Source organism: Streptomyces sp. Sge12 (assembly GCF_002080455.1).
In the GTDB taxonomy this organism is placed as follows: Bacteria; Actinomycetota; Actinomycetes; order Streptomycetales; family Streptomycetaceae; genus Streptomyces.
Genome location: NZ_CP020555.1, coordinates 1,132,878 through 1,147,649, shown reverse-complemented (window position 1 = coordinate 1,147,649; position 14,772 = coordinate 1,132,878). Strand labels below are relative to the sequence as shown.

Sequence of the window (14,772 nt, the reverse complement as noted above, 5' to 3'; positions counted from 1 at the left end):
GCGCCTCTCGACAACTTCGGCGATGTCGTTGATACGTAGTAATAATGAAAAATGACGAGCCGACAGTAGGGCGGCGCACGGTCCTGCGTACCGCCGTCTTCCTCGGAGTCGCCGCCGCCTCCGGACTCCTCACCGTGGGCACCGAGGACGGCGCACCCGGTGCCGGACCGGGCGGCGGGAGCGGGCCCCAGGCCGGGCCGGGCGCGCAGCCCGCGGCCGGTGCGCCGGGGCTGCGGGCGCAGGCGCTGCCCGAGAAGTCGTACCGGCTGCGCCCCATGACCGCCGAGGAGCCGATGCGGCCGGCCGCCGTGAAACCGGCCGTACGGACCCGGCCCATCCTGGAACTCCCGGCCGAAGCCGCCGCGTCGGGCGGCATGGTGCTCACCTTCGACGACGGCCCGGACCCCCGCTACACCCCCGCCATCCTCGACACCCTCGCCCGGCACGGCGTACGCGCCATGTTCTTCGTCTGCGGGGAGATGGCCACCGAGAACCGGGACCTGCTGCGCCGGATGGTCGCCGAGGGCCACGTCATCGGCAACCACACCTGGACCCACCCGCTCATTCCGGGGCTCAGCCGGCCCGCCCTCGTCTCCGAGATCGGCCGCACGAGCGAGGTCGTGCAGCAGACCGTCGGCGAGGCGCCGCTGTGGTTCCGGGCGCCTTACGGGGCCTGGAACCGCGCCGCCTTCGAGATCGGGGCCGAGCTGGGCATGGAGCCCCTCGCCTGGACCGTGGACACCCTGGACTGGAAGGAACCGGGCACCCCGACGATCATCTCCAGGGTCCTGGGCGGCGCCGCCCCCGGCGTGATCGTCCTCTCGCACGACGCGGGCGGCAACCGGTCGCAGAGCGTCCAGGCCATCTCCTCGTACCTGCCCCAACTGCTCGCGCGGGGCTACCGGATGACCCTCCCGACGCTGCCGCCCCGCTGAACCGGGGCGGCCCGGCGGATACTCACCCGCTCAGCGGGTCGCCACCATGCGGGCGAAGACGACCACGTTGCCGTCGTAGCCGCGGGCCTTGGAGTATCCGCCGCCGCAGGTGATCACCCGGAGTTCGGGGTGCCCGGTGTCCCCGTACACCCGGGCTCCGGGGAAGGCCTCCTTGGAGAACACCTCCACGCCGTACACCTCGAACACCGCCGTACGGCCGTCGTACCGCTCCACCTCGATCTGGTTGCCCGGCTTGACCGACCCCAGGCCGTAGAAGACCGCGGGGCCCTGCGCGTTGTCCACGTGGCCCACGATCACCGCCGAGCCCCGCTGGCCCGGCGAGATGCCGTTGAGGTACCAGCCGGCGAGATTGCGGTCCTGCGGGGGCGGGGCGTCGATCCAGCCCTCCGCGTCCAGCCCGACCGTCATCACCGGCGCGTCCACGTTGATCGTGGGGATCCGGATGCGCTGCACCGACGAGTGCTCCAGCACCTCCATGTCCGCCGGCGGCGTCGGTGGATTCGCCGGCAACTGGTCCGCCGTCACCGCGACGGCCGAGGCCGCGGTGGGCTGGGGCGGCCCGTCGCCGACGTTCACACCGTTTCGCACCATGGCGAGGCCGGCGAGCATGACCAGGGCGAGCACGCCCCACGGTGAGCGTTTGCGTGACTGCCCGGTCTCGTCCTCGCCCATCGTTCTCCCTTCCCGACGCGGGGGTCCCGACCCGCGTTCCTGTCCCGCCCCTGTACGCCCTACTCCACGCACGCTAAGGCGGAGTCGGCAGGACGGCGAGGGGGGAGGGGGCGAACGGGTGGCCGCCACCCGGAGGGAGCCGGACGGGGTGCGGCCATCCAGGTAATCGTCACATAAATGCCTGACGGGTCGTGACCTGCGGATCCGTCAGTTGCATTTCCCGCCCTTCGGCGTGTCGCTCAACCGGGCGGCCCAAAGCCGGAAATGCGGAGATTGCGGGTCCGCCCGAGGGTTCGACGTGGGAGGCGTTCTCGTCGATCATCCGGGGCCGACGCTCCGGGGCGCTTCCCGCTGGAGGTTCCACCATGCGTGTCTTGCGCGCTCTTACCGTGACGGCGGCAGCCTGCGCCGCGATCGGACTCAGTGCCCCACTCGCCTCCGCGAACCAGGACCCCGGGGGCCGGGGTGGGAACGGGGGTGGGAACGGCCCCAGCAACATCTCCGTCAACCCGTACTCCGTGCACCAGGGCTCCACGATGCAGGTGAGCGCAGCGGGCTGCGGTCACGGCGGTACCGTCACCTCGCACGGAAACTTTCCGCCGGCCAACCTGTCCGCGGGCTCGATCGGCTTCGCGACCGTCCGGATCTTCAACCACGCCTCTCCGGGCCACCACACGCTGTCGGTCAAGTGCAACGACAGCAACCTGGTCGCCACGCACCGCTTCACGATCCTGGAGGGCAACCCCTCGCAGGGCGGCATCGGCGGGTCCATCGGCCCGTCCACCGCCGAGACCGCCATCGGCGCGGGCCTCGTCGGCGCCGCGGCCCTCGGCGCGGGTGCCCACGTGCTGCGCCGTCGCCGTCCGCTCCGCAGCCGGGCCTGATCGGCCGCCCCGGACGCAGGTCCCCCGCTACCGCCGGTTGCCCCGAGTCCTCGTCAGGACTCGGGGCAACCGGCGGTAGCGGGGGATGTCCGGCGCTTTCAATGGCTACGGTCCGACCCCCTGCGGCGCAGTACGTACACGGCCCCGCCCGCGGCGGTGAGGAACAGGCCGGCGCCGGCGCCGAACTCCACGGGATCCATGCCCGCCACGCTGCCGCCCAGCCCGCCGCGGACACCGAGGGCGGAGGACGGGGTGGGGAGGGCGGCCGCGCCGGTGGCGGTCCGCGTGGAGCTCGTGGTCGGCGTGGTGGTGCCGCCGGCGATGGTCAGGTCGGCCGAGCCCGTCTCGCCGTTGCAGGTGAAGGAGACGGAGTAGACGGCCCCGCGCCGCGCGTCGCGGTCCACGGTGACCCGTACGGTCTGGCCGCGCGCGATGCTCACGGTGTCGAAGACCCCGGAGGAGGCGGTGGCGTAGGCGGCGTTGCAGCGACTGACCGCGAGGACCGTCTGCCCCCCGGGGGCGACGGTCGAAGGTGTGAGGGTGAAGCCGAACGAGGTGATCGTGGGCCGGGCCTCGGCCGCGGTCGCGGCGGCCGGGCCGAGGGCGCCGAGCGCGAGTACGGCGCCCGTGGCGCCGGCGCTGAGCAGGGCGGTGGCGGAGGTACGTATCGCACCCATGGTTGATTCTCCGGATCCCCGAGGAGCAGCCGCGGAACGGTTTCCGCACGTGGGGGGTCGTGCGCCTCGATGTCCGACACGCTAGGTCCGGGTGCGGTGACCCGCGATCAGGAACGGGCGAATGGGGCACGGTCGTAGGCCGAACCGGGGACGGGAGGCCCGTCCCCGGTTTGCGGGCGGCCCTCAGCCGCCGAGGTCGAGGTGGGGGAACTGGGCGAGGAACGGTTCGGCGGTGGCCGAGATGCCCCGCCCGAACGGCGCGTCGAAGTCCCAGATCAGGAACAGCAGGAAGGCGATGAGGGCGCTGAACAGGCCCGCCAGCAGCATCTCCCGGAACGAGCGCCTGATCTGCAGGGTGAAGATCAGCCCGACGGTCACCAGGGCGCCGGTGATCAGGCCGAACCACACCACCCCCGGCATGGTGGCACCGGCACTGGAACCGCGGGCGCTGCGGGCGTCGTCGGCCACCGCGACCTGGTCGACCAGCGGCTGGTACGCCTGCCCCTCGTGGTCGGTCTGCGGCTCGTAGTCGGTGACGTCCCGGCGGATACGTTCCAGCAGCTGCCCGCCCTGCTCGGTGAGCTCGCCGTGGTCGGCCATCCGCTTCCACTCCGTGTCCACGACGTGGGTCACGTACGCGTCGACATCGGCGCGGATCCTCTTGCGCACCTCGGCCGGGTAGACCTCGGAGCGGACGCTGATCTCGTGCAGGGCCTGCGCCTCCTGGCGCACGTATTCCTGGGCGGCCCCGCGGCCCTCCCAGACGCCGGCGATCGCCAGGCCCAGCACGATCGCGTAGATCACCCCGATCATCATCGTCATGTACTCGATGACGTCCGGGGTCTCGTTCGGATCGTCGTCCTCGCCGATCCTGCGGTGGTTGAAGAAGGCGATGGACAGCACCACGGCACACGCCGCGGCCATCGCGAGGGACAGGACGAGCCATTCCGACAAGATGACTCCCATATCGGTTACTGGTGAGGCGGAAGAAGGTCTAGCGGGGGCGCAGGGCGACGATCGCCAGCACCGCGGGAGCGGCGGTCATCAGGGTGAATGTCACCGGTGAGATGTGGTGCTCGGCGGGTTTGCGGGTCGCGGCGCGATAGGCGGGACGGGCCACCGGTTTCGGCGGTGCGGGTTTCACCTCCGGGGCGGGTGGTGGCGGTGGTGCAGGTGGTGCGGGTGGTGGCGGAGCGGGGGCCCTGACCACGCGGGGCGGAGGGGGAGCCGGCTTCGGCGGGGGAGGCGCGGGCAGGACCGGCTTCGGTACCGGCTTCGGCGGCGGCGGTGGCGGCGGAGGGGTGGGCTTCGGGGGAGGCGTGGGCTCGGGTGGAGGCGGCGGGGGAGTCGGCTTCGGCGGTGGCGTGGGCTTGGGCGGCGGCTTCGGCGGGCAGGGCGGCGGGGGTGGCGGCGGTGGGCAGTGCGGGTGGCCGTGATGGCCCCCGCCGTGGCCGCCCCCGCGGCGTTTCCCGTGGTCGGAGCCCTGGTCGTCACCGTGATGTCCGCCACGCGGGCCGCGTCCTTCGTCGCTGCCGCCGGCCACCGCGGCCACCACGGCGCGGGCCGGGCCGTCGCCGGAGTCGGTCGTCGCGTAGGCGCGGCTATCAGCCACGGCCGGCGTGACGGACAAGGCCGCCCACAGCAGGACCGGGACCGCCAGCAGGCGCCTGGCACAGGCTCTGTTCACCCCGGGAGCATGGGCCCGCGCGCGCCCGGGCACGCGAGGCTCAGCCCCGGTTCGCCTGAACGGGTGGACTGAGGACCAGAGAGGTTTGAGCCAGTTTCCTGACGGTCGTGCGGCCGGTACGATCGCTCAGCGGCCAATTCCCATAAGGGACTTGTCGGTATCGGTCATTCCCTCACCCGGCGCGGTGGCGCCTTTGGTGTGTGACGAAGAACGGATCGCCAATTTCCGCTTTTGCTCGCCCTGTTGGGAAATGATCAGTACATTCGGCTCGGACAGGAGTCCGACCTCGCGCGGACGACCGCAGGACCAACGCTTGGAGACCCCGATGGAGCGCCCCGCCTGGGCCCCGCCAGGCATCGACATATCGGTGCCGAGCGTGTCCCGCATCTATGATTACTACCTGGGCGGGTCCCACAATTTCGAGGTCGACCGCCAGACGGCTCGCCGCGCCATGGAATTCATGCCGGGACTGCCCAAGATCATGCAGGCCAACCGGGCATTCATGCGCCGAGCCGTCCGCCACGCCGTCGACGAGGGCGTCACCCAGTTCCTCGACATCGGCTCCGGCATCCCCACCTTCGGCAACGTCCACGAGATCGCCCAGGCCGCCACGGCGCAGGCGCGCGTCGTCTACGTCGACCACGACCCCGTGGCCGTCGCGCACAGCCGCGCCGTCCTCACCGGGGACGAGCACACCGACATCGTCGCCGCCGACCTGCGCAGGCCCAAGGAGATCCTGGCCGCCCCCGAGGTGGGCCGGCTGCTCGACCTCGGCCGCCCCGTCGCCCTGCTGCTCGTCGCCGTCCTGCACTTCCTGGAGGACGCGGACGACCCGTACGCCGCCGTCGCCGAGCTGCGCGACGCCCTGGCCCCGGGCAGCCTGCTGATCCTCACGCACGCCTCGTACGAGGGGATCCCGCTCCCCGAGGAGGTCGCGGGCGGCACCGTGAGCGTCTACCGGGACATCCGCAACCCCCTCGTCATGCGCACCGGCGAACAGGTCCGCGGCTTCTTCGACGGGTTCGAGCTGCTGGAACCGGGCCTCGTGTCCATGCCCGACTGGCGGCCCGACCGCGCCGAGGACGGCGCGGACGCGGAGTCGCCGGAAGACCCCTACGCCTTCTCGGGCTTCGGCGGCGTGGGACGCAAGGCGTGAGACTTCCGGCACAGACGGCGGGTGCGCCGAAAGCCGCCGCGGCGCCCACCGCGGCACCGGTCACCGGGGCGTCGTCGGCCCTGCACGGTGGTATCGAGGACCGGATCGGCCGTTTCGCGACGATCTGGGGGCGGGCGATCTTCCCGGTCACGGCGACCTCGCTGACCCGCACCGAGTTCGAACGGCACCTCCTGCCGCTCACCCGCACGCTCACCGAGGCCCTGCGCGCCCGGCCCTTCGACGCCTCGGTCGCCCAGCAGGTGGGGGCGGAACTCGTCGCCGTGCACTGCACCGACCCCGAGGCACTGGCCGGCACCCTCGGCGTGATCGAGTCGTACCTGGTGCTGTACTGCGGCCCGGACGGACCCGAGGGCTCCGGCATCGAGGGAACCGAGGAGTACCGCTCCCGCTGCGCCCGGCTCCAGCACGGCATCGCGGCCGGCTACGCCCGGGCCCTGCGCGAGCGCACCCTCCGGGAGCAGGAAGCCATCGCGCGCTCCGCGCAGACCGCCCGCACCGACGCGCAGCAGGCCCTGCACGCGAGCGAGGAGCGCTTCCGGGCGGTCTTCGAGGGCGCGGCCGTCGGGATCGGCATCGCCGACCTCGACGGGAACGTCCTGGAGGTCAACGACACCCTGCTGCAGATGTTCGGCGGTCTGGAGGGGCACGTCCGCAGCCGCAACGTCAGCGAGTGGGGGCACCCCGACGACACCCCGCACGTGTGGCGGATGTACGGCGAGCTGGTGCGCGGCGAGCGCGAGAGCTACCGCGTGGAGAAGCCCTACTACCGGCATGACGGGACCGTGCTCTGGACCAACCTGACGGTGTCCCTGCTGCGCGACGCCGACGGGACGCCGCAGTACCAGCTGGCGCTGATGGAGGACACCACCGAACGTCGGCTGCTGAACCTGCGCCTGCGCTACGAGGCCACGCACGACGCCCTCACCGGCCTGCCCAACCGGACGCTGTTCTTCGAGCGGCTGGAGAAGGCCCTCGGCGGCGCCGGCGGCGACCGCTACGGCCTGTGCTACCTGGACCTCGACGGCTTCAAGGCGGTCAACGACAGCCTCGGGCACTCGGCGGGGGACCGGCTGCTGGTGGAGGTCGCCGACCGGCTGCAGAGCTGCGCCACCGGTCCCGGCGAGGTGGTGGCCCGGCTCGGCGGCGACGAGTTCGTCGCCCTGACCACCGGCTCGGACACCGAGCAGAAGGTCACCGACCTCGCGGTCCGCATCCTGACCGCCCTGTCCACGCCCATCCGGCTGGAGGGCCGGGAACTGACGGTCCGGGGCAGCATCGGCATCGTCGAGGGCCGCGCCAAGGAACGCACCCCGGCGGAGGTCCTGCGCAGCGCCGACATCACGATGTACCGGGCCAAGGCGGCGGGCGGCAACCGCTTCGAATTCGCCGACGCCGAGGCCGATGCCCGCGCGATCACCCGCCACGGCCTCACCAACGCCCTGCCGGCGGCGCTGGAACGCGGCGAGTTCTTCATCGAGTACCAGCCGCTGGTCCACATGCGCGACGGCAGCGTGCACGGCGCCGAGGCCCTGGTGCGCTGGTCGCACCCGCAGTACGGGGTGCTCGGCCCGGACCGCTTCATCCCGCTCGCCGAACGGACCGGGCTGATCGTGCCGCTCGGCCGCTGGGTCCTGGAGGAGGCGGTCCGCCAGGCCCGTATCTGGCAGCGCCAGCACGGCGGGGCGTCCCTGCGGATCAACGTCAACCTCTCGCCGACCCAGCTGCACCACCCGGGCCTGGTCGCCGACACCGTGGCGGTGCTGGAGAAGTCCGGCCTCGCCCCGGGCGCGCTGTGCCTGGAGGTCACCGAGTCGGCCCTGATAGGAGCCGACGACGAACTCCTGGAACCGCTGCGCCGGCTCGCCGCCCTCGGTGTGGACATCGCCCTCGACGACTTCGGCACCGGCTACTCGAACCTGGCCAACCTCCGGCGGCTGCCGGTCAGCGTCCTCAAGCTCGACCGCTCCTTCACCCAGGGGATGCAGCAGCAGCCCGCCAACCCGGTCGACGTCAAGATCGTGGAGGGGATCGTGGCCCTGGCCCACAGCCTCGAACTCGCCGTCACCGTCGAGGGTGTGGAGACCGGAGCCCAGGCCGCCCAGCTGCGCGCCCTCGGCTGCGACACCGCGCAGGGCTGGTACTACGCCCGACCCGGCGCCCCCGACCGCATCCACACCCTCTCCCTCTCGGACGCCGTGCCCACGCCCTCCTGACATCCACCCCGCGGGAGGGCGGGGACCGTCGGGACCTGGCGGGACGTGGCGGCGCACGGGCTGACGGGCGGGCGGGACCCCCGGCGCCTGGAGTCCGGGCCGGGGGCCAGCCGGGGCTGCCTCACGCTCCCGCGGGAGGCTCGGCCCGGTTCATGCCGACCTCCGTACCGCGGCCGGGGGTCCGGACGGCCTCAAGGACCCGCTCGTACCGCTCCGCCGTGTCGGCCAGGACGTCGGCGACCACCGGCAGCCGCTCCGCCTCGTACGCCTGGAGCACCTCCTCACCGCCGGGCCCCGTGAGTGCGGTGGCCAGCGTCCGGCCGAGGGCGGCCGCGTCCTGGATGCCCGTGTTCATGCCCAGCCCGCCGGCTATGGGCTGCACGTGCGCGGCGTCCCCGGCGAGGAAGACCCGGCCCTCCCGCATCCGCGTGGCCATCCGGACGTTGACCCGCCAGGCCGAGATCCAGGTGGCATCGACGAGCCGGATCCCGGGCACTCGGGCATGGCGGTCGAAGAGCCGCTGGAAGCTCTCCAGCGAGGGGGGCACCGGCTCGCCCCGCTCGTCCCGCTCGGGAGAGGCCTGCAGCTGGAAGCTGTCCGTCCCCGGCATCGGGCAGAGCAGCATGCCGCCGCCGTCCGAGGTGAACCACTGGTGCCAGGCGTCCCGGCCGAGCCCGGGTGCCCGGACGTCCCCGATGACCATCGCGGGCTCCTCCTGGCCGTTCCCCTCGAAGGGGATGCCGAGCAGCTTGCGGGTGGTGCTGCGCCCGCCGTCGCACCCGGCGAGATAGCGGGCTCCGATCACGGTGCCGTCCGCCAGCTCCGCGCGCACCCCGGACTCGTCCTGGCTGATGCCGGCGAGCTCCGATCCGTACTCGACCCGCACCCCCAGTCCGGCGAGCCGGTCGCGCAGGGCCGCCTCGATCTGCCACTGCCCGAGCAGCAGACCGCCTTCGGCGGAAGTGTCGTTGATGTGCCGGCCGTCGAAGTACTTGCGCAGGACCACCTTCTTGCTGCCGGTGGCTTCGAGGGCCTCGAGCACGCCGAGCCGCCGGAAGACATCGAGGCTGCCCGGCAGCAGTCCCTTGCCCCGGGACTCGTGGTGCGGTTCGGTGCGCCGGTCGATGACGCGCACGGCGAATCCGCCGAGTGCGAGATCGCAGGCGAGCGTCAGCCCGGTGGGACCGCATCCGGCGATCAGTACGTCAGTCATGGGATGTCCTCTCCTCGTCGATGTCTCAAGGAAAGCGGCTCCCGACCGAAAAAGCAACCCGGTTACAAAAATAACTCGGTCACGAATCTGTGCTAGGCTGTGCGCATGGAGAACACGACGGGTCTGCGCGAGAACAAGAAGCTCCGTACGCGTCAGCGGCTGGCGGCGACGGCGCTGGAGCTCTTCCTGGAACGGGGCTTCGACGCCGTGTCGGTGGCGGACGTCGCGGCCGCGGCCGAGGTCTCCAAGCCCACCCTCTTCCGGTACTTCCCGAGCAAGGAGGACCTGCTGCTCGACCGGTTCGCCGACCATCAGGACGAGGTGGCGCGCATCGTGCGCGAGCGGCCCGCCGGCCGCACGCCGGTGGGTGCGGTGCACGCGCACTTCCTGACGGCCCTGGCCGAGCGGGACCCGATCACCGGACTGTGCGACCACCCGAATGTGATGGCCTTCCAGCAGCTGGTCTACAGCACCGCCGGCCTGAAGAGCCGGCTGGCCCGCTACACCGACCGAGAGGTGGAGCTGCTCGCCGAAGCGCTGGAGGCCGAAGCGGTGCCCCCGCTCGCCGCCCACTTGGCGGCGATGCATCTGGTGGCCGTCCGCCACGAGTTGGGCCGGCTGAACTGGCGGCGGATCGAATCCGGGCAGAGCGCCGACGGCGCTCACGCGGCCGCGGTGGCCGATGCCGATCAGGCCTTCGGCATGCTCGCCGAAGGCCTCGACCAGGCCCTGCCGACAGCCCCGGACGGCGCCCCGGCCCCCGCCCCGGCTTCCGCTCAAGCCCCGGCCCAGGCCCCGGAATGACCGCCGCTCCGCCCCCGGCCGCGCCCCCGACTCCGCCGACGCCGCCGCGGCGGAATCAGCCGGTCAGGATGCGCTGCAGCTCACGGGCCGCCCGCGGGGGAGCCACATCGGTGCGGTGGGCCAGGGCGATCGTGCGGTGCAGCGGGGAGCCGGCCAAGGGGGTCACCCGCAGGCTCGGCCCGGCACGGTCCGCCACCATCGCCGGGACCACCGCGATACCGAGCCCGGCCCGGACGAAGCCAAGGACCGCGTCCATCTCCCCGCCCTCCACGGTGAAGACCGGCTCGAAGCCCTCCGCGCGGCAGGCCGCCACCGTGAGCTCCCTCAGGTCGTAGCCGTGCCGGAACATCACCATCGGCTCCTCCCGCAGCCCCCTGATGGTCAGCTCGCCGCCCCCGCCGGGCGCCGGACGGTCCGCCGACGAGACCACCACGAGGTCTTCCGTCAGGAGCTCGACCGTCGTCAGGGCCGGGGCCGAAGGCGGGAGCGGCAGTGCGATGAGGGCCAGGTCCAGGGCCCCGCGCGCGAGCTCCCGTACGAGGTCGAGCGAGCCGCTCTCCTCGATCAGCAGCTCGATCCCCGGATGCGCGTCATGGAAGGCGCGCAGTACGTCCGGCAGCAAGCCCGTGCAGATGCTGGGCGTGGCGCCCAGCCGGACGCGGCCCCGGCGCAGCTGCGCCAGTTCCTGCACCTCCAGCCGTGCGGTGTCCGCGTCCGCCAGCATCCGCCGGGCCAGCGGCAGCAGCGTCTCGCCCGCATCGGTGAGCGTGATGTTGCCCCGCGCCCGGCTGAACAGCTCGGCCCCCAGTTCCCGTTCGAGCGCCTTGATCTGCTGGGAGAGCGAGGGCTGGGCCACGTGCACCCGTTCCGCGGCCCGGGTGAAATGCCGGGTCTCCGCGACCGCCACGAAGTACAGGAGCTGCTGGAACTGCATCGGCCCAGGCTACCGCCCTCGATAGTCGTTCTCTATCGATATCAGCTCCATCATGTCTTGGACCTTTCGGGACCTTCGTCCTTACCGTCGAGGACATGGCTCTGGGAACCCGGACGGATCGACGGCCGTCCACCACGCGCACCATCTGGGACTCCTCCGTCGGCAAGAAGTCCGTGATGGCCGTCTCCGGCCTGGTGATGCTCGGCTACCTCGTCGTGCACATGCTCGGAAACCTCAAGATCTTCTTCGGGGCGGACGAGTTCAACGGCTACGCCCACTGGCTGCGCACCCTCGGCTCGCCCTTCCTGCACCACGAGTGGGCCCTGTGGATCGTGCGCGTGGGGCTGCTCGCCGCCGTCGTCGCCCACGCCGTGTCCGCGTACCAGCTCAGCCGCCGCGACATCGGAGCGCGCCCGGTGAAGTACGCCCACAAGCGCCGCCGCGCGAGCTACGCCACCCGCACCATGCGCTGGGGCGGGATCATCCTCGGCCTGTTCATCGTCTGGCACCTGCTCGACCTGACCACGCTCACCGTGAACGAGCGCGCTTGGGCCGGCCACCCGTACGAGAACGTCCTGTCCACCTTCTCCACCTGGTACGGGAACACGATCTACATCGTGGCGATGGCCGCCCTCGGCCTGCACGTCCGGCACGGCTTCTGGAGCGCGGCGCAGACCCTCGGCGCCGGCAGCGCCCGACGCGACCGGACCCTGAAGTTCCTGGCCAACGGGCTGGCCCTCGTCCTCTTCGCCGGCTTCGTGTCCGTCCCCGTAGCCGTCATGACCGGAGTGGTGAACTGACCATGAGCGACCCGCAGCACGCCCAGCGACCCACCCCGCAGCACGACCACACGCCCCACCCCCGCTTCGCCGGCTACACCACCGGTGAACCCGTCGCCGACACCAAGGCCCCCGAGGGCCCGATCGCCGACCGCTGGGACCGCCGCCGCTTCGAGGCGAAGCTCGTCAACCCGGCCAACCGCCGCAAGCACACCGTCATCGTCGTCGGCACCGGCCTGGCGGGCGGCGCGGCCGGCGCGACCCTCGCCGAACAGGGCTACCACGTCGTCCAGTTCTGCTTCTCCGACTCCCCGCGCCGCGCCCACTCCATCGCCGCCCAGGGCGGCATCAACGCCGCAAAGAACTACCGCAACGACGGCGACTCGGTGCACCGCCTCTTCTACGACACCGTCAAGGGCGGCGACTTCCGCGCCCGCGAGTCCAACGTCCACCGCCTCGCCCAGATCTCCGTCGAGATCATCGACCAGTGCGTGGCCCAGGGCGTCCCCTTCGCCCGCGAGTACGGTGGCCTCCTCGACACCCGTTCCTTCGGCGGCGTCCAGGTGTCCCGCACCTTCTACGCCCGCGGCCAGACCGGCCAGCAGCTCCTCCTCGGCGCCTACCAGGCACTCTCCCGGCAGATCGCCGCCGGCAACGTCGAGATGCACGCCCGCACCGAGATGCTCGACCTGATCGTCGTGGACGGAGTGGCCCGCGGCATCGTCGCACGCGACCTGATCACCGGCGAGATCTCCACCTACTACGCCGACGCCGTGGTGCTGGCCAGCGGCGGCTACGGCAACGTCTTCTACCTCTCCACCAACGCCATGAACTCCAACGCGACCGCCGTCTGGCGGGCGCACCGGCGCGGCGCGTACTTCGCCAACCCCTGCTTCACCCAGATCCACCCCACCTGCATCCCGCGCACCGGCGACCACCAGTCCAAGCTCACCCTGATGAGCGAGTCCCTGCGCAACGACGGACGCATCTGGGTCCCCCGGGCGAAGGGCGACACCCGCGCCGCGGCCGACATCCCCGAGGCGGAGCGCGACTACTACCTGGAGCGGATCTACCCCTCCTTCGGCAACCTCGTGCCCCGCGACATCGCCTCCCGCGCCGCGAAGAACGTCTGCGACGAGGGCCGCGGCGTGGGCCCCGGCGGCCAGGGCGTCTACCTCGACTTCGCGGACGCCATCCGCCGCATGGGCCGCGACAAGGTCTCCGAGAAGTACGGGAACCTCTTCGACATGTACGAGCGGATCACCGCGGAGAACCCGTACGAGGTCCCGATGCGGATCTACCCCGCCGTGCACTACACGATGGGCGGCCTGTGGGTCGACTACGACCTCCAGACCACCGTGCCCGGCCTGTTCGCGATCGGCGAGGCCAACTTCTCCGACCACGGCGCCAACCGCCTCGGCGCCTCCGCCCTGATGCAGGGCCTCGCCGACGGCTACTTCGTACTCCCCTCCACGATCAACGACTACCTGGCCCGCCACCCGCACCGCGACACCGTCGACGACACCCACCCCGAAGCCGTGTCCGTCGTGCACGAGACCCGCGAGCGCCTCACCAGGCTCCTCGCCGTCGACGGCGACCGCACCCCCGACTCCTTCCACCGCGAGATCGGCGAACTCATGTGGGAGTACTGCGGCATGGCCCGCAGCGAGGAGGGCCTGCGCAAGGCACTCGAGCGCATCCCCGAGATCCGCGAGGAGTTCTGGCGCCGCATCAAGGTCCCCGGCCGCGGCGAGGAGTTCAACCAGTCGCTGGAGAAGGCCAACCGCATCGTCGACTACCTCGAACTCGCCGAGCTGATGTGCCTCGACGCGCTCCACCGCGCCGAGTCCTGCGGCGGCCACTTCCGCGAGGAGTCCCAGACCCCCGACGGCGAGGCCGCCCGCCAGGACGAGACCTTCTCCTACGCCGCGGCCTGGGAGTTCACCGCCACCGGCACCGCCCCCGTCCTGCACAAGGAAGACCTCGTCTTCGAGTACGTCCACCCCACCCAGCGGAGCTACGCATGAAGCTCACCCTGCGCGTCTGGCGCCAGCGCGGCGCCGACGCCCCCGGCCACATGGCCTCGTACGAGGTCGACGGCATCTCGAAGGACATGTCCTTCCTGGAGATGCTCGACACCCTCAACGAGGACCTCATCCTGCGCGGCGAGGACCCGGTCGCCTTCGACCACGACTGCCGCGAGGGCATCTGCGGCGCCTGCAGCCTCGTCATCAACGGCGACGCCCACGGCCCGGAGCGCACCACCACCTGCCAGCTCCACATGCGGTCCTTCGCCGACGGCGACACCATCGACGTCGAACCCTGGCGGGCCGCCGCCTTCCCGGTGGTCAAGGACCTCGTCGTCGACCGCGGCGCCTTCGACCGGATCATCCAGGCCGGCGGCTACATCACCGCACCCACCGGCGCCGCCCCCGAGGCGCACGCCACCGCCGTGCCCAAGGCCGAAGCCGACTACGCCTTCGAGCACGCCGAGTGCATCGGCTGCGGCGCGTGCGTCGCGGCCTGCCCGAACGGCTCCGCGATGCTCTTCACCTCCGCCAAGGTGAACCACCTGAACGTGCTCCCGCAGGGCTCGCCGGAGCGCGAGACCCGCGTGCTGGACATGGTGGCCCGGATGGACGAGGAGGGCTTCGGCGGCTGCACCCTGACCGGCGAGTGCGCCACGGCCTGCCCGAAGGGCATCCCGCTCCCCTCGATCGCGGCGATGAACAAGGAGTGGCTGCGGGCGGTGCGCAAGGGCCCCCGCTGACCCGAG

The 14,772-nt window shown here is 71.9% G+C and carries 15 protein-coding genes; 8 read left to right on the top strand and 7 right to left on the bottom strand.

Annotated elements, in window-relative coordinates:
• The first annotated feature begins 44 nt into the window (after nt 1-44).
• Nucleotides 45-935, top strand: coding sequence for a polysaccharide deacetylase family protein (locus B6R96_RS05330; RefSeq protein ID WP_053705377.1), 891 nt, complete (start codon nt 45-47; stop codon nt 933-935).
• Nucleotides 936-965: 30 nt separating this feature from the next.
• Here the strand turns inward: B6R96_RS05330 and B6R96_RS05325 are convergent, their stop codons facing one another.
• The gene (locus B6R96_RS05325) at nt 966-1,628 is read right to left on the bottom strand and encodes a class F sortase (protein WP_030389014.1); all 663 of its coding nucleotides are present in this window, start codon (nt 1,626-1,628) and stop codon (nt 966-968) included.
• Between the two features lie 365 nt (nt 1,629-1,993).
• Between B6R96_RS05325 and B6R96_RS05320 the strand changes: the two genes are divergently transcribed.
• A complete protein-coding gene (locus B6R96_RS05320) occupies nt 1,994-2,512 on the top strand; it encodes a hypothetical protein (protein ID WP_030389015.1) in 519 nt (172 codons plus the stop codon).
• Between the two features lie 98 nt (nt 2,513-2,610).
• Here the strand turns inward: B6R96_RS05320 and B6R96_RS05315 are convergent, their stop codons facing one another.
• The 4 genes from B6R96_RS05315 to B6R96_RS37555 all read right to left on the bottom strand — a co-directional run bounded on the left by B6R96_RS05315 (nt 2,611) and on the right by B6R96_RS37555 (nt 5,263).
• Entirely contained in the window at nt 2,611-3,189 is a 579-nt protein-coding gene (locus B6R96_RS05315) for a hypothetical protein (protein ID WP_081521781.1), read from the bottom strand.
• Nucleotides 3,190-3,372: 183 nt separating this feature from the next.
• Nucleotides 3,373-4,143, bottom strand: a complete 771-nt coding sequence (locus tag B6R96_RS05310) for a bestrophin-like domain (RefSeq protein WP_053169838.1) — start codon at nt 4,141-4,143, stop codon at nt 3,373-3,375.
• A 40-nt stretch (nt 4,144-4,183) separates the two neighbouring features.
• Complete coding sequence (locus B6R96_RS37185) at nt 4,184-4,333, bottom strand: hypothetical protein (protein ID WP_159396287.1); 150 nt, start codon at nt 4,331-4,333, stop codon at nt 4,184-4,186.
• A 669-nt stretch (nt 4,334-5,002) separates the two neighbouring features.
• On the bottom strand, nt 5,003-5,263 hold the full coding sequence (locus B6R96_RS37555; protein ID WP_162498479.1) for a hypothetical protein: 261 nt from the start codon (nt 5,261-5,263) through the stop codon (nt 5,003-5,005).
• On the opposite strand from B6R96_RS37555, the gene B6R96_RS05300 reads away from it, so the two are divergent.
• Both B6R96_RS05300 and B6R96_RS05295 read left to right on the top strand, forming a co-directional pair.
• Nucleotides 5,202-6,032 (top strand): SAM-dependent methyltransferase, encoded by an 831-nt coding sequence (locus B6R96_RS05300; RefSeq protein ID WP_081524988.1) that lies wholly within the window; start codon nt 5,202-5,204, stop codon nt 6,030-6,032. The genes B6R96_RS37555 and B6R96_RS05300 overlap by 62 nt on opposite strands.
• Entirely contained in the window at nt 6,029-8,266 is a 2,238-nt protein-coding gene (locus B6R96_RS05295; protein WP_081521780.1) for a putative bifunctional diguanylate cyclase/phosphodiesterase, read from the top strand. The genes B6R96_RS05300 and B6R96_RS05295 overlap by 4 nt, the downstream gene beginning before the upstream one ends.
• Before the next feature lie 121 nt (nt 8,267-8,387).
• Here B6R96_RS05295 and B6R96_RS05290 read toward each other — a convergent pair whose 3' ends face one another.
• Nucleotides 8,388-9,479 carry an FAD-dependent monooxygenase gene (locus B6R96_RS05290; protein ID WP_081521779.1) on the bottom strand — a complete coding sequence of 364 codons (1,092 nt, stop codon included), beginning with the start codon at nt 9,477-9,479 and terminating at the stop codon, nt 8,388-8,390.
• Between the two features lie 105 nt (nt 9,480-9,584).
• Here B6R96_RS05290 and B6R96_RS05285 point away from each other — a divergent pair, with 105 nt between their 5' ends.
• Nucleotides 9,585-10,283, top strand: coding sequence for a TetR/AcrR family transcriptional regulator (locus tag B6R96_RS05285; protein ID WP_081521778.1), 699 nt, complete (start codon nt 9,585-9,587; stop codon nt 10,281-10,283).
• Between the two features lie 55 nt (nt 10,284-10,338).
• Here B6R96_RS05285 and B6R96_RS05280 read toward each other — a convergent pair whose 3' ends face one another.
• Nucleotides 10,339-11,217, bottom strand: a complete 879-nt coding sequence (locus B6R96_RS05280; protein ID WP_081521777.1) for a LysR family transcriptional regulator — start codon at nt 11,215-11,217, stop codon at nt 10,339-10,341.
• A 95-nt stretch (nt 11,218-11,312) separates the two neighbouring features.
• On the opposite strand from B6R96_RS05280, the gene B6R96_RS05275 reads away from it, so the two are divergent.
• The 3 genes from B6R96_RS05275 to B6R96_RS05265 are packed head-to-tail and all read left to right on the top strand — an operon-like array spanning nt 11,313 to nt 14,766.
• Nucleotides 11,313-12,017 (top strand): succinate dehydrogenase, encoded by a 705-nt coding sequence (locus B6R96_RS05275; RefSeq protein WP_081521776.1) that lies wholly within the window; start codon nt 11,313-11,315, stop codon nt 12,015-12,017.
• Nucleotides 12,018-12,019: 2 nt separating this feature from the next.
• On the top strand, nt 12,020-14,023 hold the full coding sequence (locus tag B6R96_RS05270) for a fumarate reductase/succinate dehydrogenase flavoprotein subunit (RefSeq protein ID WP_081521775.1): 2,004 nt from the start codon (nt 12,020-12,022) through the stop codon (nt 14,021-14,023).
• Nucleotides 14,020-14,766 (top strand): succinate dehydrogenase/fumarate reductase iron-sulfur subunit, encoded by a 747-nt coding sequence (locus B6R96_RS05265; RefSeq protein ID WP_081521774.1) that lies wholly within the window; start codon nt 14,020-14,022, stop codon nt 14,764-14,766. Before B6R96_RS05270 ends, B6R96_RS05265 begins: the two co-directional genes overlap by 4 nt.
• Nucleotides 14,767-14,772 lie beyond the last annotated feature (6 nt).

Bases quoted from the DNA above. Each gene is read 5' to 3' on its own strand.
- B6R96_RS05330 (WP_053705377.1), top strand. From the start codon at position 45: ATGAAAAATGACGAGCCGACAGTAGGGCGGCGCACGGTCCTGCGTACC.
- B6R96_RS05325 (WP_030389014.1), bottom strand. From the start codon at position 1,628: ATGGGCGAGGACGAGACCGGGCAGTCACGCAAACGCTCACCGTGGGGC.
- B6R96_RS05320 (WP_030389015.1), top strand. From the start codon at position 1,994: ATGCGTGTCTTGCGCGCTCTTACCGTGACGGCGGCAGCCTGCGCCGCG.
- B6R96_RS05315 (WP_081521781.1), bottom strand. From the start codon at position 3,189: ATGGGTGCGATACGTACCTCCGCCACCGCCCTGCTCAGCGCCGGCGCC.
- B6R96_RS05300 (WP_081524988.1), top strand. From the start codon at position 5,202: ATGGAGCGCCCCGCCTGGGCCCCGCCAGGCATCGACATATCGGTGCCG.
- B6R96_RS37555 (WP_162498479.1), bottom strand. From the start codon at position 5,263: ATGCGGGACACGCTCGGCACCGATATGTCGATGCCTGGCGGGGCCCAG.
- B6R96_RS05290 (WP_081521779.1), bottom strand. From the start codon at position 9,479: ATGACTGACGTACTGATCGCCGGATGCGGTCCCACCGGGCTGACGCTC.
- B6R96_RS05285 (WP_081521778.1), top strand. From the start codon at position 9,585: ATGGAGAACACGACGGGTCTGCGCGAGAACAAGAAGCTCCGTACGCGT.
- B6R96_RS05280 (WP_081521777.1), bottom strand. From the start codon at position 11,217: ATGCAGTTCCAGCAGCTCCTGTACTTCGTGGCGGTCGCGGAGACCCGG.
- B6R96_RS05275 (WP_081521776.1), top strand. From the start codon at position 11,313: ATGGCTCTGGGAACCCGGACGGATCGACGGCCGTCCACCACGCGCACC.
- B6R96_RS05270 (WP_081521775.1), top strand. From the start codon at position 12,020: ATGAGCGACCCGCAGCACGCCCAGCGACCCACCCCGCAGCACGACCAC.
- B6R96_RS05265 (WP_081521774.1), top strand. From the start codon at position 14,020: ATGAAGCTCACCCTGCGCGTCTGGCGCCAGCGCGGCGCCGACGCCCCC.